Genomic DNA, 18353 nt, shown 5'->3' on the forward strand with positions numbered 1-18353 from the left:
ACCCGGCCGAGAGCGGCGAGTCGAGCAGGACGGAACGTCGGCACATACGGAACCCGAGTCACCGGGTGCGCCGGTCCGTAACGAGCACTTGAGGCCAACACCCCCGGCCACAGCGGGGCGGACCCCTGGGCGCCCGACGGCGACCACGGCCGCCACGGTCACCCGTGAGGCGCGCGCCGGTTCAATTCCGCTTGCTCGACGCCGAGTCGGCCAAAACCCCCCATACCGACCCTCCGCACCCCCCGTGGCTCACGACGTCCCCGCACCTCATCCGTCCGATACACCACCGCAGAGGCGCACGCGATCGGATCGTTGTACGTTTGGTGGTGCTGGTTCAGTTGTGCCGGCCGCGTGACCGCCGTCGACGGCCGGGCAATGGCGTGCCCGTGTCCGCGGTCCGGCGTACCGGAAGGGGCTCCGCATGACATCGCAGCAGGCGCCGACCCATGGATCACGGCGAGCGCGGTCCCGCGCCCCGAGGGGCGGGAAGGCACTGTGGCCCGTCCCGCTGCTGGCGCTGTCACTGGCGACCGCGAGCCTGGGCGCGACCTACCCTTCGCACCCCTCGGCCGCATCGCTGGCGCCCGGCGCGTCGGTCGGCAGCCAGGCCGCCGCGAGCTGCGTCGACAAGGTCTACTCGGCGATGACCGGGCCGCAACGAGTCGGCCAGCTGTTCATGGCCAGCGTCACCGCCGCGAAACCGGATCAGAAGCGGATCCAGGTCCTGCAGCAGTACCACGTCGGTTCGGTCTTCCTGGCGGGGCGCAGCAAGGCCGGCGCGAAGGCGACCAAGTCCCTGGTCGACAGCCTGCAGGCGAAGGCCGACACGGTGTCGAAGCATCGTGTGGGCCTGCTGGTCTCCACGGACCAGGAGGGCGGCCAGGTGCAGGTGCTGTCCGGCCCCGGGTTCTCGACCATGCCGAGCGGGCTGGTGCAGGGAAGCTGGTCGACCTCGAAGCTGCGCGCCGAGGCCGCCACGTGGGCGAAGCAGCTCAAGGCGGCCGGTGTGAACCTGAACCTCGCGCCCGTCGCCGACGTCGTCCCGCTGAGCCTGGGCAGGAACAACGCGCCGATCGGCAGGTACGACCGTGAGTACGGCCATACGGCGGCGGCGGTGACGCCGCACAGCAACGCGTTCGCCGCGGGCTTCGCCCAGTCCAACGTGCTGGCCACGCTGAAGCACTTCCCGGGACTCGGCAACGTGCGCGGGAACACCGACACCACGGCCAACGTGGTGGACACGGTGACGACGAGCAAGAGTTCGAGCCTCACCCCGTTCAGCTCGGGGATCAAGGCGGGCGCGCCGTTCGTCATGATCTCTCTGGCCACGTACAACAAGATCGACCCCAAGCACCAGGCCGTCTTCTCCCCCACGGTGATCCAGGGGCTGTTGCGCAAGACCATGGGCTTCAAGGGCGTGGTCGTCTCGGACGACCTCGGTAACGCGGTGGCGGTGAAGGCCGTACCCCCCGCCGACCGTGCCCTGAACTTCCTGTCCGCCGGCGGAGACCTGGTGCTGGCCGGCGAACCGAACCAGCTCCCCGCCATGACCAAGGCGGTGACGGCCCGGATGGCGCAGAGTTCGGCCTTCCGCACCCAGGTGGACCAGAGCGTCCACCGCGTCCTGACCGCCAAGCAGAAGGTGGGTCTGCTGACCTGCAGTTGATCGCCCGACCGCGGCGGCTGTCCCAACCCCCGCCGAGTGCACCGCAGATGAGGCCTCGTCCAGGTCCATTCCCCCGCTGACGCGGCGGGAGTGGACCTGGACGCGTTCACCCGACCTCTTCCTTCGTCGAGTTCAGTGCCTGCGCGACGGCGTCGCGGACACGGGCGTCCTCGCGCCGCTTGCGCCGCGCGCGGCCGCGGCGCACGAGGAGGAAGGCACCGACCCCGGCGGCGGCCAGCAACACGACGAGCAGCAGCAGCGACCAGGGGAAGGTCCAGGTGGCCGCCGTGGCCAGGACCGGCTTGAGCGACGTGGTGGAGCCCGAGGCGTCGGTGAGCAGCGGGACGAGGTTCACGGTCGCCGTAAGCCGGACGCCGGGCGTCACCCCGTGCACGGGCACCTTGACCTTCCAGTGCTCGCCCGGCAGCAGCTCCGGGGGTGCGGGGACGGTGCCCGCCTCGGTCCGCCACCATCCGAACGGCCCCGTGGTGAAGACGGTCTGACGGGCCGACAGGATGGCGTTGCCGGCGTTGTGGATCGTGTACGTGACGGTGGCGTCGCCGGTGCCGAAGGGGTTGGCCGACCCGGTGTAGTCCACGTGGAGGTCCTCGACGGCGAGACGCGGCTTCAGTTCCCCACTGACCCGAAGCTTGACCCGGATGCCGAGCCGCCGGTCCACGTTGATGCCCTGCGCGTCGTCGGACTGCCGCAGCGAGGTGAGGACGCCGCCCACGTAGTCACCGGGAGAGGCGTTGCCGGGCACGGTGATCTGGAACGGTACTTCGGCGGACTTGCCGGGGCGGACCACCACGGTGGAGTGGTCGGCGTGGACCCAGCTGCCGACGGCGACCGACTTCTTGTCCTTGGTGACCAGGTCGAGTTGACCCGTGTCGGTGGTGAATCCGTCGGCGGCGTAGACGGCGAGGGTGAGCGGCGCCTTGCCGTGGTTGGCGACGACCATGGCGTCCTTGATCCGGCCGCCGGGGTTGACCCCGTAGCTGAAGCTGGAGCGGTCGTCGCCGTACCCGTTCGCGGCCGTCCTGACCGTCCAGGTGACGTCGCCGTCGGCCGCCGCGGCGGGGACGGCCCGCAGGCCGACGAGTGCGCAGGCCAGGAGCAGGGTCAGGGTGACGGCGCGGACGAGTGCCGTGGCCGTGGTCGTACGGCGCGATACGGGCGGGTGCATGTCGGGGATCTCCTGGGAGGGGGGCGGGGCGGACACCCGGAAGGTGCCCACCCCGCCCGGTGGAACGGGTCGGATCAGCTGCTGAGCGCGGTGATCGTCAGGGTGGCGCGGTAGCCGCCCTTCTCGACGCTGTCCGGGATCTTCAGATCCAGGTCGGCACCGAGGCGGGCCTCGCCGCGCGGGTGACCCTGCTCGGCCGAACCGAGCCCACGCGAGAGGGCCAGGCCCTGACCGTGGTCGTCGTAGCCGGAGGCCACCGGGTCACCGGCCTTGGCGCCCGCGCCGCCGTCGAGGACGAACGGCGTCCAGCCGAGGTTGGAGCCCGAGAACGTCTTGTCGGCGTCCCGGAAGTCGCTCACGTTGGCCGAGATGGACCAGGGCGCGAGCGAACGGCGGCTGTCGGAGACGAGCAGCGGGTTGATCTTGCCCGTCGCCGTGAAGTGGTCGCCGTCCTGCTCCTTGGCGGTGCCGAGGTCGACCAGGCCGTTGTAGCCGTCGATCGTCCAGCCGAACTCGCCGGGCGCCGGGTTGGGCACGTTGACCTGGAGGTCCTGCTTGTCGCCGTGGAACGGGTGCACGGTGACCTTGTCGACCGTCGAGCCGACCGGCTGGTCGGCGGTGGTGTTGCTGCACGACAGGCCGTGCTCGACCTCGGAGTTCGGGGCCGCGCACGTACCGCTGCGCAGGTCCTCGACGACGAGCTTGTCGTTGCGCACCTGGACCTTGACGTAGGAGCGGACGTGCTCCTGGTTCTGGACCGAGTTGTACCAGTAGTTCTTCGGGTTCAGCGGGTCGGCGCCGTTGCCCGCACCGCTGGTGCCGCTGTTGTCCGGAGCGGTGATGTCGTAGTACTTCGAGCCCGAGGAGGAGTTGGCCGTCACGTAGAGGACGCCGCCGGGGCCGGGGTACACGTCGGCGGCACCGGGCTGCTCGGCCGGGTTCGCCTTCTCACCGTTCTTGATCAGGTAGCTGCGGGAGTAGCTGTGGTCGTGACCCTGGAGCACCAGGTCGACGCCGAGCTTGGAGAAGGTGGTCGGGAAGTCCACCCGACGCGTCTTGTTGTCGCCGTCCTTGGCGTGGGACGCCGGCGAGTAGATCGAGTGGTGGTAGACGAGCACCTTCCACTTGGCCTCGGAGCCGTGCTTGTTGATGACGTCGGAGACGTAGTTGACGTGCGCCGCGTCGCCGCCGCCGCCGGTGGCGGGGTTGTAGCTGTTGCTGTTGAGGTCGATGAACAGCACATCCTTGTAGATGTACCAGTAGTCACCGCCCGAAGTGTTCGACGCCGGGTTGCCGTTGGAGTAGTACGACCCCGAGCGGTCGGTGTTCGGCGTGGTGAAGTGCTGCTCGTACGCCTTGCCCCCGACGTCGTGGTTGCCGATGGTGGCGGCCCACGGGTACTGGCGCAGCTTGTCGGGAGCGAGGAACGAGTTCCAGTTGGACTCGGTGTTCGCGGTCTCGACCTGGTCGCCGCCGGACACCAGGAGCTCGGCGTTCGGGTTGGCGGCCAGCGAGACGTCCAGGGTGTCCTGCCAGCCGGCCTGGTCCTTGGCGAGGTCTCCGGACGAGCCGATCTGCGGGTCGCCGTAGAACAGGAAGTCGTAGTCGCCCTCGAAGTCCTGCGTCTTGAAGGAGTACGCCGAGGACCAGTTGCCCTCGGTGCCGACCCGGTAGGAGTAGGCGGTGTTCTCCTTGAGGCCCGTGATCGTCGCGTGACGGTTGAAGCCGCCGCTCGTCGCGATGTTCGCGCCGCCGGTCGCGTCGAAGGTCGCCGCGTCGGCCGGGAACTCGCCGCCGGTGAGCTGCGCGGTCGGGACCATCTGGACCTTCTGCGCGGTGTCGGCGGAGGTGTACCAGGTGACCGTGCGCTGCGACTCGTTGGCGCCGACGCCCAGGACGATGCCGGTGACCGCGTCGGTGCCGGCGGCCTCGGCCGGGGAGGCCGCGAGGCCGGAGCCGAGGGCCACGGTCAGGCCCAGGAACGCCGCGGCGGCCCCTCGGGCCATACGGCGCTGCGAGGGCTCGGAAGCCCGCGCGGAGTGGTTCGATCTCATTGCTGTGTTCCTTCTGTGCACGGGAGATGTGCATGATGTGGAGATCGTCAAGCTCGCGGGCCCGGGTAAAGAAAAGTTAAATGCAATCTCCGGGTTGACTGAACAGCGCGGGATGTCTGGGCTGGCCTCACACCGCGGACACGCGTTGCACGAACCACACCAGGCCCATCGCCGCGACGCCCGCGGAGACCGTCCCGGTGGTCCACAGACCGGCCCGTGGCGCCTGCCGGCGGATCAGGATCAGCAGCGGGAAGGCGAGCCCAATGATGGCCAACTGCACCGCCTCGATGCCGACGTTGAACACCAGCAGCGACCACAGCAGGGTCCACGACCACGCGTCGTGGATGCCCAGGGCACCCGCGAATCCCAGCCCGTGCACGAGACCGAAGCAGAACACGACGCCCAACCGGGTCCAGCCCGCGCGGTCCAGGCCGAAGTGACCTTCTCCCGCTGTCCCGAGGTCGGCCGCCGCGTCACCACGCCGCCACACCCGCCACAGGTACCAGCCCGCGACCACCGCGATGGACAGGGCGATGACCGGCTCCACCACCGCCGGAGGCACGTCCACCACTCCGAGGGCGGCGAGCAGGAACGTCACCGAGTGCGCCAGCGTGAAGCTCGTGGCGGCGAGGACGACCTCACGGGGGCGCCGTGATCCCGCGATCAGCGCCAGCAGGAAGAGGATGTGGTCGATGCCGGTCAACAGGTGCTCGGCGCCCAGGCGGAAGAACTCCCAGAACCGCTCGTACCACGCCTGCCCGATCGAGAAGGAGGGATGTCGTCCGTCGAGCGCCGCGCTGCCCGAACGGCCGCCGACCTCGTAGGTCACGATCGTCTTGGCGTCCCGGACGTAGTGCTCCCCGTCCGGGAACAGTCCGCTGCGTACGGTGTGGTCGGCGCTCTCCGCCGGGCAGGACCAGTCGAGCACCAGTCCCGCGTACGGCACGCCCTCACGACGGCCGATGGTGAAGTCACCCGTGCGCGTGGCCCGGCAGGCCGTCCCGCCCGAGGTGACCGAGAACCGGTCCGTCACGTACTTCACGGCCGAACGCGTGTGAGCACGCAGCGCCGCGGCCTGCTCGGCGGCGTCTCCCGCGTCGAACGCGGCGGTGCCGGAACGGAACAGCGGATCGTCGTGCTCGAAGTCGGCGGCGGACACGACGAAGAGGTCGTACTCGACGTCCACGGCTGTCCGCAGCCGGCCTCCGTCCCCTTCGGTGACATGGACGTACACGGTCGAGCTGAATCCGTGCGCGAGGGCCGGCCCGCCGACGCACAGGAGGGTGATCACCGCTGCGGCAAGGGCGAGGAGGGCGCGGCGGAACGGTCGTGACATGGTGCTCCTTCGGGTTGCCCGTGCACGGTCCATGTCATCGGTGAACTCGTGCCGCCGCGTCGGCGAACCCCACAAGAACAAGCATGCGGAAGGGCCTTCCGGGGGCGGAACTCCAGCACCCGGGAGAGCAGTATGGGGGCGTACCGCCCGCCACCACCCGAAGGACGATCACCTTGCGCCCCCCGCTCAGCGCCCTGGCCGCACTGGCCGCGGTCGCCGCGCTGGTCACCGGATGCGGTGCCGGCGACGACTGGTCACGTCCCCACCCCAGGCCCACCGCCGCGGGTGCCCTGGGCGCCGGATTCGTCGACCCCGCCCGACGGCCCCAGCCCGAGGCGACCACCACGCCACGGCCCGGCTCCTGGAACGGCGTCCACCCGCCGAAGGACTACCGGGTCGTGCTGCTCACCTCCGGTCACGACCGCCCCACCAGGACTCTCGTCAGCGCGGTCAAGTCCTGGGCCGGAGCCGAACACGTCTCCCTGCGCACCGTCACCGCCTCGGGCCCCTCCGACCTCGTCCCGAGCGTCACCAGGGCCCTCGCCATGCGACCGGACCTCGTCATCAGCGCGGGCAACGATCTGATCGACCCCCTCGCGATGGTCACCCCGAACCATCTCGCGCAGCAGTTCCTCGTCGTGGGCGCGGAGTTGGCCGAGCCCACCGCGAACGTGACCGCCGTCGACTGGTCGGGCGCGTCCTTCCGGGGCGAGGGCCTCGGCATGTCGTCGACCTACGACGCGCGTTCGTTCACGGACCGGCGCTGCTCGGCCGCCGTCAGGGCCGGTGTGGCGGCCGTGCTCCACGGCTTGACGGGCATCGTGCTCTGGCTCGACCGGTTGTAGCGGCCGAGCCCCGGGCCCGCCCCTGCGGCGGAGCGGGGTACGAGGTGGTCCCATGACCAGGGCCCCCGTCTCCAGAACGGGGGCCCTGCGAGCGATTCCATGCTCGGTCGTGTGTGCGTTCGGCGCGGCCACGGCTCCCGTACCCGGGGAAAGGCCAGGTGCGCCGGTCCGCGACCGCCGCTCCCGCTTTCTGTCACGGTGGAAGCGGCGCTCGCACCACGCGTCATCTTTTGTGCAGGTTCGCCACCACTGCCGCCCCGCGGCCCCGGATCTGGTGTGGGGAGGGGATGTTGGGGTTGGGTGTCGAGGAGTCGGGACCGGGCAGCTCCTGAGCTGCCGGGTGCCGGCTCGTCGACGGGGGCGCGAGCTCGGCGGGAATCACCTTGTCCTCCCGGTCCGTCGCCGAGCGGTTCTCCAGGGCGTACGGCATCACAGGCAGTTCGGCCCTCCGCGGCATGCCGGTGATGATCCGTGCCGGTCGCCCGTTCTCCTTGACCCGGGCGATCGCACCCGCCACACGTCCGTTCCCGGCCGGAAGCGCGAGGGCGTCCTTGCGTTCCTGGATGTGCTGGAACCGGCGGAAGATTTCCGCAGCGTGCGAGAAGTCGGCCGTGGATCCCGAATCGAGACGGCTTTTCGCGGCCAGAAGGTCGCCGTACACGGCACTGTAGGCACTGCACAGTTTGATGGATTCGTCAGCGCGATCGCTCAGCCCGCTGGCATGGGGGGCGACGATCACGAGTGCGGCGAATCCCGACAGCGCGGAGACGACGACCTGGGCGCCGAACTGCGAGGATTCGGCGATCGCGGGCCAGACGAGCAGTCCCGCGGTGAGGCTGAGCCCCGCCGAGGCAACGGTGTACATCCGAACTTTCCGCACCAGCCTGGCGGCTTCCCGCGGCATGCGGCCGGCCCAGTAACCCGCGTCCTCGGCACTTTCCTCAAGGAGGCGCAGCATCACTTCGTCAGCCGAGTTCTTCGGCTGCCTGAATACCTTGGACAGTAGTTTCATAGCGCTCTCACGATTGATGGACACTGGGTCGACAGTGTTAGCACCAGATCGTGACCCGCGACATCGACGCGCATATGGTCTGCTAAACAATCATCCTATTTGGCGATTCCGTGCCGTCGGATGCGGACGCGGGCGATGCCGACAGAGGTCGGACGCCGTTCGACTTCCCGGCCCGGACCGGCATCCCGCGCGGACGCGCGCGGACCGCGCCCGCACGGCAGCGCGCGGGAGCACACGGCAGGACATCGGTGGCGATGACCGTACAAGCAGTCCGGAGAATGGGATGCCCCGGTTCGGGCGGAGCGACACGCGGAACGGCCGAAGAACACTTAGTATGGCGTAACAGGTTTTACCGGACGCAGGCGTCCCACGGCTCAGGCCTCCGTTCCGGGGACACCCCCGGGAGCCGCACCACATGCCGGAGACTCCGGCCCGATTGCAGCGGGCCGGAGTCTCCATGTGGTGCGGACCTTGCCCGTGAGGACTAGTCGCGGAAGCCACCACCGTCGCCGCCGCCGAAGCCGCCACCGTCGCCGCCGCGGTCGCCGCCGCCGAAGCCGCCGCCGTAGCCACCACCGTGGTGGTCCTCGACGACGCGGAAGCTGCCCACGACACCGTCCCTGACCTTCACGCCACCGTGGACCCGGAAGGGCACCACGCCGTTGCTGGTGCTCCACGGGCCGACCGTGGCGAGCGGCGAACCGTTGTCGCAGGTCGCGCCACGGAAGACCTCGACGGTCTTGTGGCTGTCGTTGCGCACGTTGAAGCTACGGGAACCGAGACCGCTGACCACGGTGATGCAGCCCCAGGAGCGGGCGGAGTACGTACGCTCGTTGAAGTCGATGTGGCCCTCGTAGTGGCGACGGCCACCACGGTCACGGCCGCCGCCTCCTCCTTCGTTGCCCTTCGACTGGCCGCTGTCGCCACCCATGGGAGCAACCTGCTGAACGGCGGGCGCGGCCTCAGGAGCCGCGGAGGCCGAGGCGTAGGTGACGCCCGTGGCGACGAGGGCCGCAGCGGCCGCAACGGTGGCAGTCACCGCAATGTTGCGCGTGGTCATGTCGCTTTCCCTATCTCTGAGACGTCGGCCGCACCGGCCGATCTGTGAGTGAACGTACCGATAATCCCTTTATCTTCAATATCGGACACGCAGAGGTCCGCCAACAGACACCCGAATGGACGCACAGCCCCATGGACCCCGGTCGGCCGACGCTCGGAGAACGCACCGGGCAAGCGCCCAAATAGCCTTCTCCCGTGGCTGTTTGACGCTTCACTGCGGTGGGTCGACGGCACGTGGAACGCCGCGCCACGGGCCGGGTGGCGGCCCGGCCCGTGACCCCCTTCACCCGATCGGGCTACCCAGGGCCGCCGCCACCGTGTGTCGTCCGCTCATGTGGGCCGGCCGCCGAACCGCCAGGCATGGACCTCGACACAGGCGTACCGGTCCGCCGTCAGCACGGCGCGTGCCGCCTCCGGGCCCGGTGCCCGGACCAGTGCCGCAGTGCCCAGCCAGTCGGCGCCGTCGTCGGACAGCAGCGGCCCGTACGCGATGAGCTCGTCCCGGCCGGGCGGCAGGGCGAGATCGACGGCCTGCCCCGTGCCGAGGCCGAGCACCAGATACCTGTTGCCGCCGGTACGGCCACCGGGAAAGTCCCACATGGTGCGCCCGAGTGTGTTGCGCCACCGGCGCAGCAGCACGTCCCGGTACACACCGGCCCGGTATCCGGGTTCGTCGAAGGCGAACGCACGGGCGGCGGCGGGATCCGGCAGATCGACGATGTGCACACTGCCCGTGGGGGTCTCGTCGTCGCCGGCGAAGGTCGGGCCCCGGGCGATCATCTCCTTCGCGTAGCGGTCCATGTAGGACCAGTGCTCTTCCAGTAGTTGGGCGCGCAACGCGAGGGAGCCGGGCCGGTCCTGGTGGTAGCAGAGGAACTCCATGCCCACAGACTCTCCCTACTCGGCGGCCGCACCTCAACGGGATTCGGGGACGCCTTCCGGCCGCGTGGCGCCGTCGTCGGGGAGGTCGCGCTTCCCTCGCCCCCGTGCGGGCGCCGGAAACGGGGGACGCACAGGTGCGGCGGTGCGGCGCGGCTGAGTCGGTTCAGTTCAGTGAGCGGCACAGCAGGGCCGCGGGGCCCGCGCCGGCGGCCGGCCTGGTGGTGAAGGCGATCCCGGCGGCGTACTCGTCGTCGGCGCACTGGCCCTTGTAGTCGCCCTGGGCGAAGTCACCTCCGGCGGCGTCGGCGGGCCGGTTGTCGGACCGGTCGAACCACACGGTTCGCCCGGCGCCTCCCAGCGAGATGCGGGCGGGCACGCACAGGGCCGCCGAGGTCCGGCCGCCGCGACGGCTGTAGCCGATGAGGAAACTCCCCTGGGGACACTGGAACTTGGTGTATCCGGAGGCCCAGTCCCCGCCGGCGGGAACATGGCGCTCGTCGGTGACGACCGTCTGGGCGTCGCCCGGGGCGCGCAGGTCGCCGGTGGTGACATCGGTGCACAGCCCGCGACCGTCACTGTGGCCGAGCCCCGTCAGCCGCTGTCCGTCGGGGCAGGCGGCCTTGTAGGCGCCCGGGTCCCAGTCACCGCCGGCACGCACCCGCAGCGACTGCACGTGGTCGCCGTGGTCGGTGGCGAGCATGCGCCAACTGGGGACCGCGGCGACGGGTCCGGTGCGCGTCGGGGCGGTCATGAGCCGGTTCCACGCGGTGCCCCGCCAGTCGGCCTGGTCGAGGATGCCGTACCGGTTGCCCGCGGTGTCGTAGCGCAGCAGGGACCAGTCGTCGTGGCCCTCCCACCCGACGAGCGGCCAGTAGGCGAAGTCGGCGTCGTGGTCGGCGAAGTAGTCGGTGATGTTGCCGAACCAGGTACGGGCGGCGGTGCCGGTCTCCCCCGCCCCGATGCCGAACTCACTGATCCAGACAGGTGCGGTGAAGTGCTGGTTCCCCTCCTCCGCGACGAAGAGCGCCTCGTCGTCGAGGGTCTGGTACAGCTGGTCCCGGGTGAGGTCCTGGTAGCGGGCGTCATGGGTCTCGCCGATCCCGGTGGCACCGCTGTGCCAGGGGCCGGTGTATCCGTAGAAGTGGGCCGAGTACACCAGCTTGTGAGCGGCGACGAGGGTGTGCGAGAGCGTGCGCGCCGGGGTGAGGGTGGGGCGGCCGTGCGGCAGTCCGTCGACGGGCAGGCCGGTCCAGTTGATCCCCTCGATGACGATGAGGAGGTCGGGGTCGGCCTCGGTCAGGATGCGGTCCGCGGCGAGTTGCGCCGCCGCGTACCAGTCGTGGGCGTCGCCCTGGCCCCAGTTGGGGTCGTCCAGCACGTCGCGGCGTACCTCGTTGTAGAGGTCGGCGCCCACCACGCCGGGGTCGCCGGCGTAACGGCGGGCCATGAAAACCCAGTCGTCCGCCCACTGCTGGGTGGACTGACCGCTGTTCCACCGTTCGTTGCCGTCGATGCCGCAGCACCAACGGGACGTGTTGGTGTGGTTGTTGAGGATGACCGCGAAGCCGTCCCGGGTGAGGGCGGCGACGACGGCGTCGTAGACCTGGAGCGGTGTCCTGCCGCGCAGTTGCGGGTTGGCCGTGACGGCGGCGTCCGGCACGGGAGTCGTCCCGTGGATCATCTCGTTGGAGAACGGCAGCCGGATGCTGTTGATGCCGAGACGGTGGAAGTCGCCGAGAAGCTGGGGCAGGGGTACCCGGTCCAGGCCGAGGGGGATGCCGTAGGAGTTCTGGCCCGCATGGTGATCGGCCGGGTCGGCGGCGCTGCCGCTGCCGGTCCACGAGCCCTGCGCGCCGTCCCAGTTGGCCGACTTGAGCCGGAAGCGGTTGCCCGCGGCGTCGACGATGTACCGCCCGCGGGTGGACAACGGCGGTTGCCATGTCTCGGCCGCGGGGGCGACGGCGGGGATCGTCGGCCCGCCCGGCGCCTCCACCGTGGCGGCGACGGCCCCGGGCGCCGTGGCCAGGAGCAGGAGGGCCGCGGCCGCGACTGTCAGGTACTTGCCAAGTCTGCGCGTCGTCATGAGACCTCCGCGAGTGGGTGTTGGTGCACGGACGGTGGAGAGTGCGCCGGATGTCACCCAGGAGGTACGGCTCGCGGTGACGTGATCCCGGACCGGGGACGAGGCCGGAACACCCGTTGCACTGGGGGGACTTCACTCTTCCCGGTGATCGCGGGCACGGGCCCGAGCCTAGCGGGAGGGCGGTGTCCGAGGGGACGGTTCGGGTCACCCGTGACGGGATGCGCGGAGGGGCGCACCCCACGGGCGCGGGCCCCGTCCCGAGGGAGATCGCCGACGGCGTCCGGAAGCACCGCGGGGCCATCGGCCGGGACACCGTACGAGGCCCCGCAGCGAGAACACCCCACCCGTGGCTGCCAGTTGTTCATGTGGTGGGGGGCTCCCGCACCCTTGCCTGGTTAGGCATGCTCACGCCATCATTGCCGCCGGGAATCTACTCGCATAGAAACCCTGCTTCTCCCCCTTCCTTACACTTCCTCCCGCTTCGCCGGCTTCAGCAGTTCCACCAGCTCCACTGACAGCGACCATCCGTCCCCCGCTACCAGGAGGATCGCCCCAGTGAGACCCCGTCAATCCCGTCAGTCCCGCCGGTCCCGTCGGCGCGGCACCGTCGCCGCCCTCGTGGGATCCCTGCTGGCCCTGTCCGCGGGCCAGACCGCCGGCGCCCTCCAGGCGACCGCGGCCACCCCCGCTCCCCGCACCGCCGCCTCGGTCGACGCGACGCAGGACCAGGCCGCCCGCGCGATCGCCCGCTCCCTCGCCGACTCCGCCTGGCGCGCCCGCGTCCAGCGCGCCGCCCTCACCTCCGACGAGGTCCCCGTCACCGCCCTCGCGGGGCGGGCGGGCGGTGGTCTGAAGGCCACGCTGGCCGCGGCCGACCGACGGATCGCCACCGCCAAGGGGCTGGACGCGAAGGTCGGGCCGCTGCTCCGGCTGCGCCTCGGGTCCGACAGCATGCGCGGCGCGCTGACCTCCGGCACCGCACCGTGGGTCGTCCCGGCCACCTCCGACGACGACGCCACCACCGTCGTCGCCTATGACAGCCACGGCCGGACGCACACCCTCGACGCCCGTCACACGCCGTCCCACCCCGTGTACGTCGTCGACATCGACGGCTCCAAGGCCCTGGCCGCCGGACTGGACGTCCTCGACGAGCAGTTCCGCCGGTACGGCCTCGACTCCGCCGCCCCGGCCGCGACCCCGCGGGCGGACGCGACCGAGCGGGCGCAGGCGGCTGGCGCGGGCTTCTGGACCAGCCGGATCACCGCGGTGGAGCTCTCGGACGACGAGGAACCCTGGGTGAAGGGCGACGCCGAGATCTACACGCTCGTCACCGGCTTCGGACAGGACGGCCAGGTGCGGGTCGACCCCGTCGACATGCCGTACCTCGACAACGACGGCACCGTCTACCGGCCCAACCAGATCCTCGTCAACTGGTCCCACTACAAGTACGACCTGGCCGACGCCGTGATGATGGAGGAGGACGGCAGCACCAACTACCGCGACCTCGCCAAGGCCATCGCCACGGCCCTGCTGACCATCACGGACCAGGGCACCTACGTCCCGCTGGTGAACGCCGTGCTGGACGCCATCCCGGACGACTGGTGGACCGACGACCCCGACTACGTCGACTCCTGGTACACCCTCGCCCAGAGTGACAACGGCACCCGCTACGGCGCGCGCGGCAACGGCTGGATGACCGTGGAGCCGTACTTCGTGCAGGAGGTCTGAGGCGGCACGCTCCCCCGGTCACCACGCTCCCCCGCACGGCGTGCGGCGGTGGGACCGGTCCGGGACAGGCCTGAAGCGGGCCACGAACGCAAGGAGCCGTGCCCGGGGGACGCCCCGGGCACGGCTCGGCCGCGATACGCCGTCCCTCACCGCGCGGTGACCGGACGGCGGACCGCGGCGGGGATCACCGGCCGGTCTTCTTCAGGAAGATGGGGTTGGTGAGGGCGGCCATCGGGCCGAACATGAGCGCGGCGCCCATGGTGTTGCCCTGACCGGGCGTGCCGTCCGCCATGGGGTGGCGGACCTCGGCGCGGACGTACGCGGCGAGCGACGCGGTCGTCCGCCAGGTGACGGTGCCCTCGCCGGAGGCACCCACCGACTCCTGGTGCATCTGACCCTCGTCGGTGATGAAACGGACCGTGCCGTTGGGTACGCCCTTCACGTCGAGACGGATGTCCACGGGCGCGTCGGCGGACGCCTTGAGGGTCTCGCCGATGCCGGCCTGCCGGGCGTCACCGGAGGCGGTGAAGGTCAGCTGCACGGCGGAGGTCTCCGCGATGTAGCTGCGGCCGGCGCGGATGCCGTCCATGATCGAGTCGGTGGCCAGGTCGTCGGCGAGGACGACGTTGTGCGGCATACCGATGACCTGCGGCTCGCTGTGCGCGTCGCTGTTGCCCATCGCCGGGACCCAGCGTCCACCGCTGCGGACCGCCTCACCGATCTTCTGGTCCCAGGTGCTGATGGCGTGCTCGTCGTCGTACGTCCACGGGCCCGTCCACACCTCGGTGGCGTCGGTGTCCTCGAAGCCGAACTTCCACTGGCTCGCGACATACGCGCAGTACATGTGCGCGGGCACCACGATGCCGCCGCTGCGACGCACCTGACGGGCGAAGCGCGGGAACGCGTCGTCGCGGTTGCGGTAACGCCAGTCGATCCACTCGCCGGGCTCCAGACCGAGCGCCAGCCAGTGGCCGTTGCGGGTGGTGACCTCCTCACCGGTGATGATGAGCAGCTCGGAGTCGGCGTACTGGCCCCAGACACCGTGCGAGGACGAGGTGTTGTGGTCGGTGGAGACCATGAAGTCGAGCCCCGCGGCGCGCGCGCCGGCGGCCACCTCGGCGGGCTGGCGCTTACCGTCCGAGTGCACGGTGTGCAGGTGGCAGTCGCCCCGGTACCAGGCGCGGCCACGGCCCTTGGCACGCCGCGGCGGGAAGTTCCTGACGGCGGCCGGGCCGGGCTCGCCGTAGGTCAGGGTCACCTGCACCCGGTAGTTCAGGCCCTGGGGCGCGACCTGGTAGGGGCCGAGGACTATGTGCCAGGTGCCGCGGCCCACGGGGCCGGGCAGGTAACCCGGGGTGGCGTCGCTGTCGCTGATCTCGAACGAGGTGCGGAAGCCGCCGGACCAGCCGCGGAAACCGCGGCCGCCCAGCTCGATGCCGCGCTCGTCGAAGACGCCGATGTCGCAGGAGTTGCCGGGCGTGCCGGACGGGACGGCCGGCTTGTCGTAGGAGTACGACACGGCGATCTTCTGCACGCCGCGCGGGACCTCGACCGGGAGGTACACGAAGTCGGCGACGCCGGTGGGCAGCAACCCGGTGATGACACGGGTCTCCTCACCGGTCTTCGGCGGCGTGCCCGCGGTCGTGCCGTCCGCCGCCTCCGCGAACGAGACCGGGGCGAGGGTGATGGCCGCGGCGCCCGCGACACCCGCGGCCAGCAGCCGACGACGGCCCAGCGTGCCACTCGCCTCGCCGTCGCCTCCCGCCTCGGGCTCGAAGATGTTCACGTGGCTCTCGCAGTGTCCGTCAAGGCACATGTGTCCTCAGCAATGTCTTCGTGATGGGTACATGGGATGCCCTGGACTCTCATACGCCTCGGTGAACGACGCATGAGTCCCGTATGGCCCCGTTGGCAACTGCCCGTGGCGTACTCCCCCGCGTCGCCGCAGGTCAGGACCAATGGCGGAAGGTTCCGCGGACCGGGACGAGGGACATCCGGCGTATCCGGCTCAACGCCCTGTCCCGGCGCGGTCCGCCGTCCGGCCCGGGAACACGGCCGCGGCACCCGCCCCGCGCGTCCTTCGACCAGCGCGTGGGCGGGTGCCGCGACCGTCACTCCCGGACGTGGGCCGGGCGCCTACTCACCCCGCCGGCTGCAGGGCGGGCGGGGCCGCGTCGGCGGACGTCCCCCACGCGGACGGTTCGGCACCGACCGTGAAGGAGAGCGACCGCACGTGCCGGAGCGACTCGGTCGTCAGATACGTACGGCCGTAGGCGGAGCCGTCCAGCCGCGCCGACTGGATGTAGCGGTCCTGGTCCGAGCTGCCCGGCGCCGTCACGGTCAGGGCGCCGCGCGGGTAGTACCGCCGGTCGAGCCTCAGGTCGACCCGCTCGAACACGGGCGTCGACAGGCCCCAGGTGTCGTAGCCGGGCTGCACCGGGAAGATCCCGATGGACGAGAGCACGTTCCACGCGGACATCGTGCCGAGGTCGTCGTTGCCGGTCATGCCGGTCGGCGCGTCCGTGAAGAGCGTCAGCGCGGCGTGCACCACGTCGGTCGTCTTCCAGGGCTGTCCGGTCGACAGATAGGTGTACGGGGCGATGAGGTCGGGCTCGTTCTGCGGGTTGTACTTGTCCGCGTTGTAGTAGTCGTACGGGCCGTTGACCCACACCTCGCGGGCCGTCTTCGCCGGGTCCTTCAGCAACTGCTCGTACGCGAAGAACGAGTCGAGACGGTCGTTGGCCGCCTGCGTGCCGCCGATCAGGTCGACCATGCCGGGCAGGTCCTGCGGCACGAGCCACTGGTACTGCCAGGCCGTACCCTCGTGGAAGCCCTCGCTCAGGGCCGGGTCCGCCGGTCCGGTGAAGGCGCCGGAGGCGTCCCGTGCGCGGAAGAAGCCGGTCGAACCGTCGAAGATCTTCCGGTAGTTCCTGGACCGTGCGGCATAGCGCGCCGCGTCCGCGTCATGACCCAGATCCCGTGCCATCGCGCCGAGCATGGCGTCGGACAGCGCGTACTCCAGGGTCGCGGAGGCTCCGTGGTCGTAGTCCGAGTCGCCGGGCTTCGCGTGCGGGCGGTCCTTGACGTAGGGCGCGAAGCCGTTCGCGATGTACTCCTTGTTGGCCTCGCGGCCCACCGCGGGAGAGTCGGCGGGCGGCACTCCGTCGGCGTTCTTCTTCAGGGCACGGTAGGCCCGCTCGGCGTATCCGCCGGGCCCCTTGAGCAGGCCCTGTTGGTAGGCGTTGGTCAGGAACGGGGTGACCGGGTCGCCGGTCATGATGTTCGTCTCCACCGTGCCGTAGCCCCACTTGGGCAGCCAGCCGCTGTCCTCGTCGATCTTGATGACGGAGATCGCCATGTCCCGGGCCTCACGCGGCGCGAGCAGGGCGAGGAGCTGCGACTGGGTGCGATAGGTGTCCCACAGCGACCAGTTCTGGTAGTAGGTGAAGCCCTGTGCGCGGTGGATGCGCTGGTCCCAGCCGGTGTAGCGGCCGTCGGCGTCACTGCCGATATTGGGTGCGAGGAAGGACCGGTAGAGCGACGAGTAGAACGTGCGGCGCAGGGTGTCACTGCCGCCTCGGGCCCGTACGGCGCCGAGCCGGTCCTCCCACGCGCGGTGCGCCGCGCGCCGGACGGAGTCGAAGGAACGGCCCCCCTCGGAACGGAGGTTGAGGGCGGCGCCGCGGGCGTCCACGTACGACAGCGCGGTGGTCGCCTCGACCGTCCGGTCCCTGGTCGTGTCGAAGCGGACGAAGGCGCCGCCTCGTCCCGTGCTCACGGACTCCTTGGAACCCTCGGTGACGGTGTCGCCGTTCCAGGTTCCCGAGGTGGTGAACGGGCGGTCGAAGCGGGTGACCGTGTAGACGGTGTACGGCTTGGTGTCCTGGCAGAAGCCGCTGCCGGTGATGGCGGTCCGCACCGTGCGGTTGTCGAGGATCTCGACCTTGGTGGAGATCGTCCTGTGCAGTGACTGCCCCGCGTTGAGCAGGACGTTGGCCTTGTCCGTGGCCGGGAAGGTGTAGCGCTGCACACCGGTCCGGGCGGTCGCGGTGAGCTCGGCCTCGATACCGGTCTTCAGACCGACCTTGTAGGAACCGGGGGCGGCCTGCTCGCTGTCATGGCTGAACTCGGCCTCGTACTTGGCGTAGTCCGTCTCCGTGACGTCACCCGTGGTCGGCAGCACGGGAAGATCGCCGCCCAGGCCGCAGCCGACGCCCGAGAGGTGGACGAGGGAGAAGCCCCTGATGTGGTTCTGGGAATAGTCGTAACCGGTGTTGTGGCCGGTGTCCGGCGAGAACTGCACCATGCCGAAGGGCACGGCGGCGCCGGGGTAGGTATTGCCCTCGTTCTCCGTTCCGATGAACGGATTGACCAGATCGGTGAGCGGGGTGCTCGGCGGGACGGCAGCCCGGGCCGCCGGAACCGCCAGGGAGCTGCCGAGGAGCATGGCGGTCGCCACCGCCATCCCCGCACCGCGCAGCCGTTGAGTCCATCTCATGGGC

At 70.5% G+C, this 18353-nt stretch carries 12 protein-coding genes; 3 read left to right on the forward strand and 9 right to left on the reverse strand.

Annotation, left to right across the window (positions count from 1 at the left end):
* Nucleotides 1-421 precede the first annotated feature (421 nt).
* Entirely contained in the window at nt 422-1666 is a 1245-nt protein-coding gene (locus OG199_RS07020; protein WP_405828612.1) for a glycoside hydrolase family 3 N-terminal domain-containing protein, read from the forward strand.
* Nucleotides 1667-1772: 106 nt separating this feature from the next.
* Here OG199_RS07020 and OG199_RS07025 read toward each other — a convergent pair whose 3' ends face one another.
* The 3 genes from OG199_RS07025 to OG199_RS07035 all read right to left on the reverse strand — a co-directional run bounded on the left by OG199_RS07025 (nt 1773) and on the right by OG199_RS07035 (nt 6242).
* Entirely contained in the window at nt 1773-2852 is a 1080-nt protein-coding gene (locus OG199_RS07025; RefSeq protein WP_405828613.1) for a WxL protein peptidoglycan domain-containing protein, read from the reverse strand.
* 74 nt (nt 2853-2926) lie between these two features.
* On the reverse strand, nt 2927-4906 hold the full coding sequence (locus tag OG199_RS07030; RefSeq protein ID WP_405828615.1) for a fibronectin type III domain-containing protein: 1980 nt from the start codon (nt 4904-4906) through the stop codon (nt 2927-2929).
* Nucleotides 4907-5033: 127 nt separating this feature from the next.
* On the reverse strand, nt 5034-6242 hold the full coding sequence (locus OG199_RS07035; RefSeq protein ID WP_405828616.1) for a HupE/UreJ family protein: 1209 nt from the start codon (nt 6240-6242) through the stop codon (nt 5034-5036).
* A 173-nt stretch (nt 6243-6415) separates the two neighbouring features.
* On the opposite strand from OG199_RS07035, the gene OG199_RS07040 reads away from it, so the two are divergent.
* On the forward strand, nt 6416-7087 hold the full coding sequence (locus OG199_RS07040; protein ID WP_356808526.1) for a hypothetical protein: 672 nt from the start codon (nt 6416-6418) through the stop codon (nt 7085-7087).
* A gap of 223 nt (nt 7088-7310) precedes the next feature.
* On the opposite strand, the gene OG199_RS07045 is transcribed toward OG199_RS07040, so the two are convergent.
* The 4 genes from OG199_RS07045 to OG199_RS07060 all read right to left on the reverse strand — a co-directional run bounded on the left by OG199_RS07045 (nt 7311) and on the right by OG199_RS07060 (nt 12123).
* Nucleotides 7311-8123 (reverse strand): hypothetical protein, encoded by an 813-nt coding sequence (locus OG199_RS07045; RefSeq protein ID WP_356808524.1) that lies wholly within the window; start codon nt 8121-8123, stop codon nt 7311-7313.
* Nucleotides 8124-8583: 460 nt separating this feature from the next.
* Nucleotides 8584-9159, reverse strand: a complete 576-nt coding sequence (locus tag OG199_RS07050) for a hypothetical protein (protein ID WP_401807982.1) — start codon at nt 9157-9159, stop codon at nt 8584-8586.
* Nucleotides 9160-9488: 329 nt separating this feature from the next.
* On the reverse strand, nt 9489-10040 hold the full coding sequence (locus tag OG199_RS07055) for a YciI family protein (protein ID WP_356805721.1): 552 nt from the start codon (nt 10038-10040) through the stop codon (nt 9489-9491).
* A gap of 163 nt (nt 10041-10203) precedes the next feature.
* Nucleotides 10204-12123, reverse strand: a complete 1920-nt coding sequence (locus OG199_RS07060; RefSeq protein ID WP_405828619.1) for a glycoside hydrolase family 5 protein — start codon at nt 12121-12123, stop codon at nt 10204-10206.
* A 555-nt stretch (nt 12124-12678) separates the two neighbouring features.
* Here OG199_RS07060 and OG199_RS07065 point away from each other — a divergent pair.
* Nucleotides 12679-13851, forward strand: a complete 1173-nt coding sequence (locus OG199_RS07065; RefSeq protein WP_405828620.1) for a DUF3103 family protein — start codon at nt 12679-12681, stop codon at nt 13849-13851.
* A gap of 184 nt (nt 13852-14035) precedes the next feature.
* On the opposite strand, the gene OG199_RS07070 is transcribed toward OG199_RS07065, so the two are convergent.
* On the reverse strand, nt 14036-15667 hold the full coding sequence (locus OG199_RS07070) for a CehA/McbA family metallohydrolase (protein WP_405828621.1): 1632 nt from the start codon (nt 15665-15667) through the stop codon (nt 14036-14038).
* Nucleotides 15668-15991: 324 nt separating this feature from the next.
* Nucleotides 15992-18349: a GH92 family glycosyl hydrolase gene (locus tag OG199_RS07075; RefSeq protein ID WP_405828623.1), complete on the reverse strand. Its 2358-nt coding sequence runs from the start codon at nt 18347-18349 to the stop codon at nt 15992-15994.
* Nucleotides 18350-18353: the final 4 nt, after the last annotated feature.

It is taken from the genome of Streptomyces sp. NBC_01176, assembly GCF_045039825.1.
GTDB lineage: Bacteria > Actinomycetota > Actinomycetes > Streptomycetales > Streptomycetaceae > Streptomyces.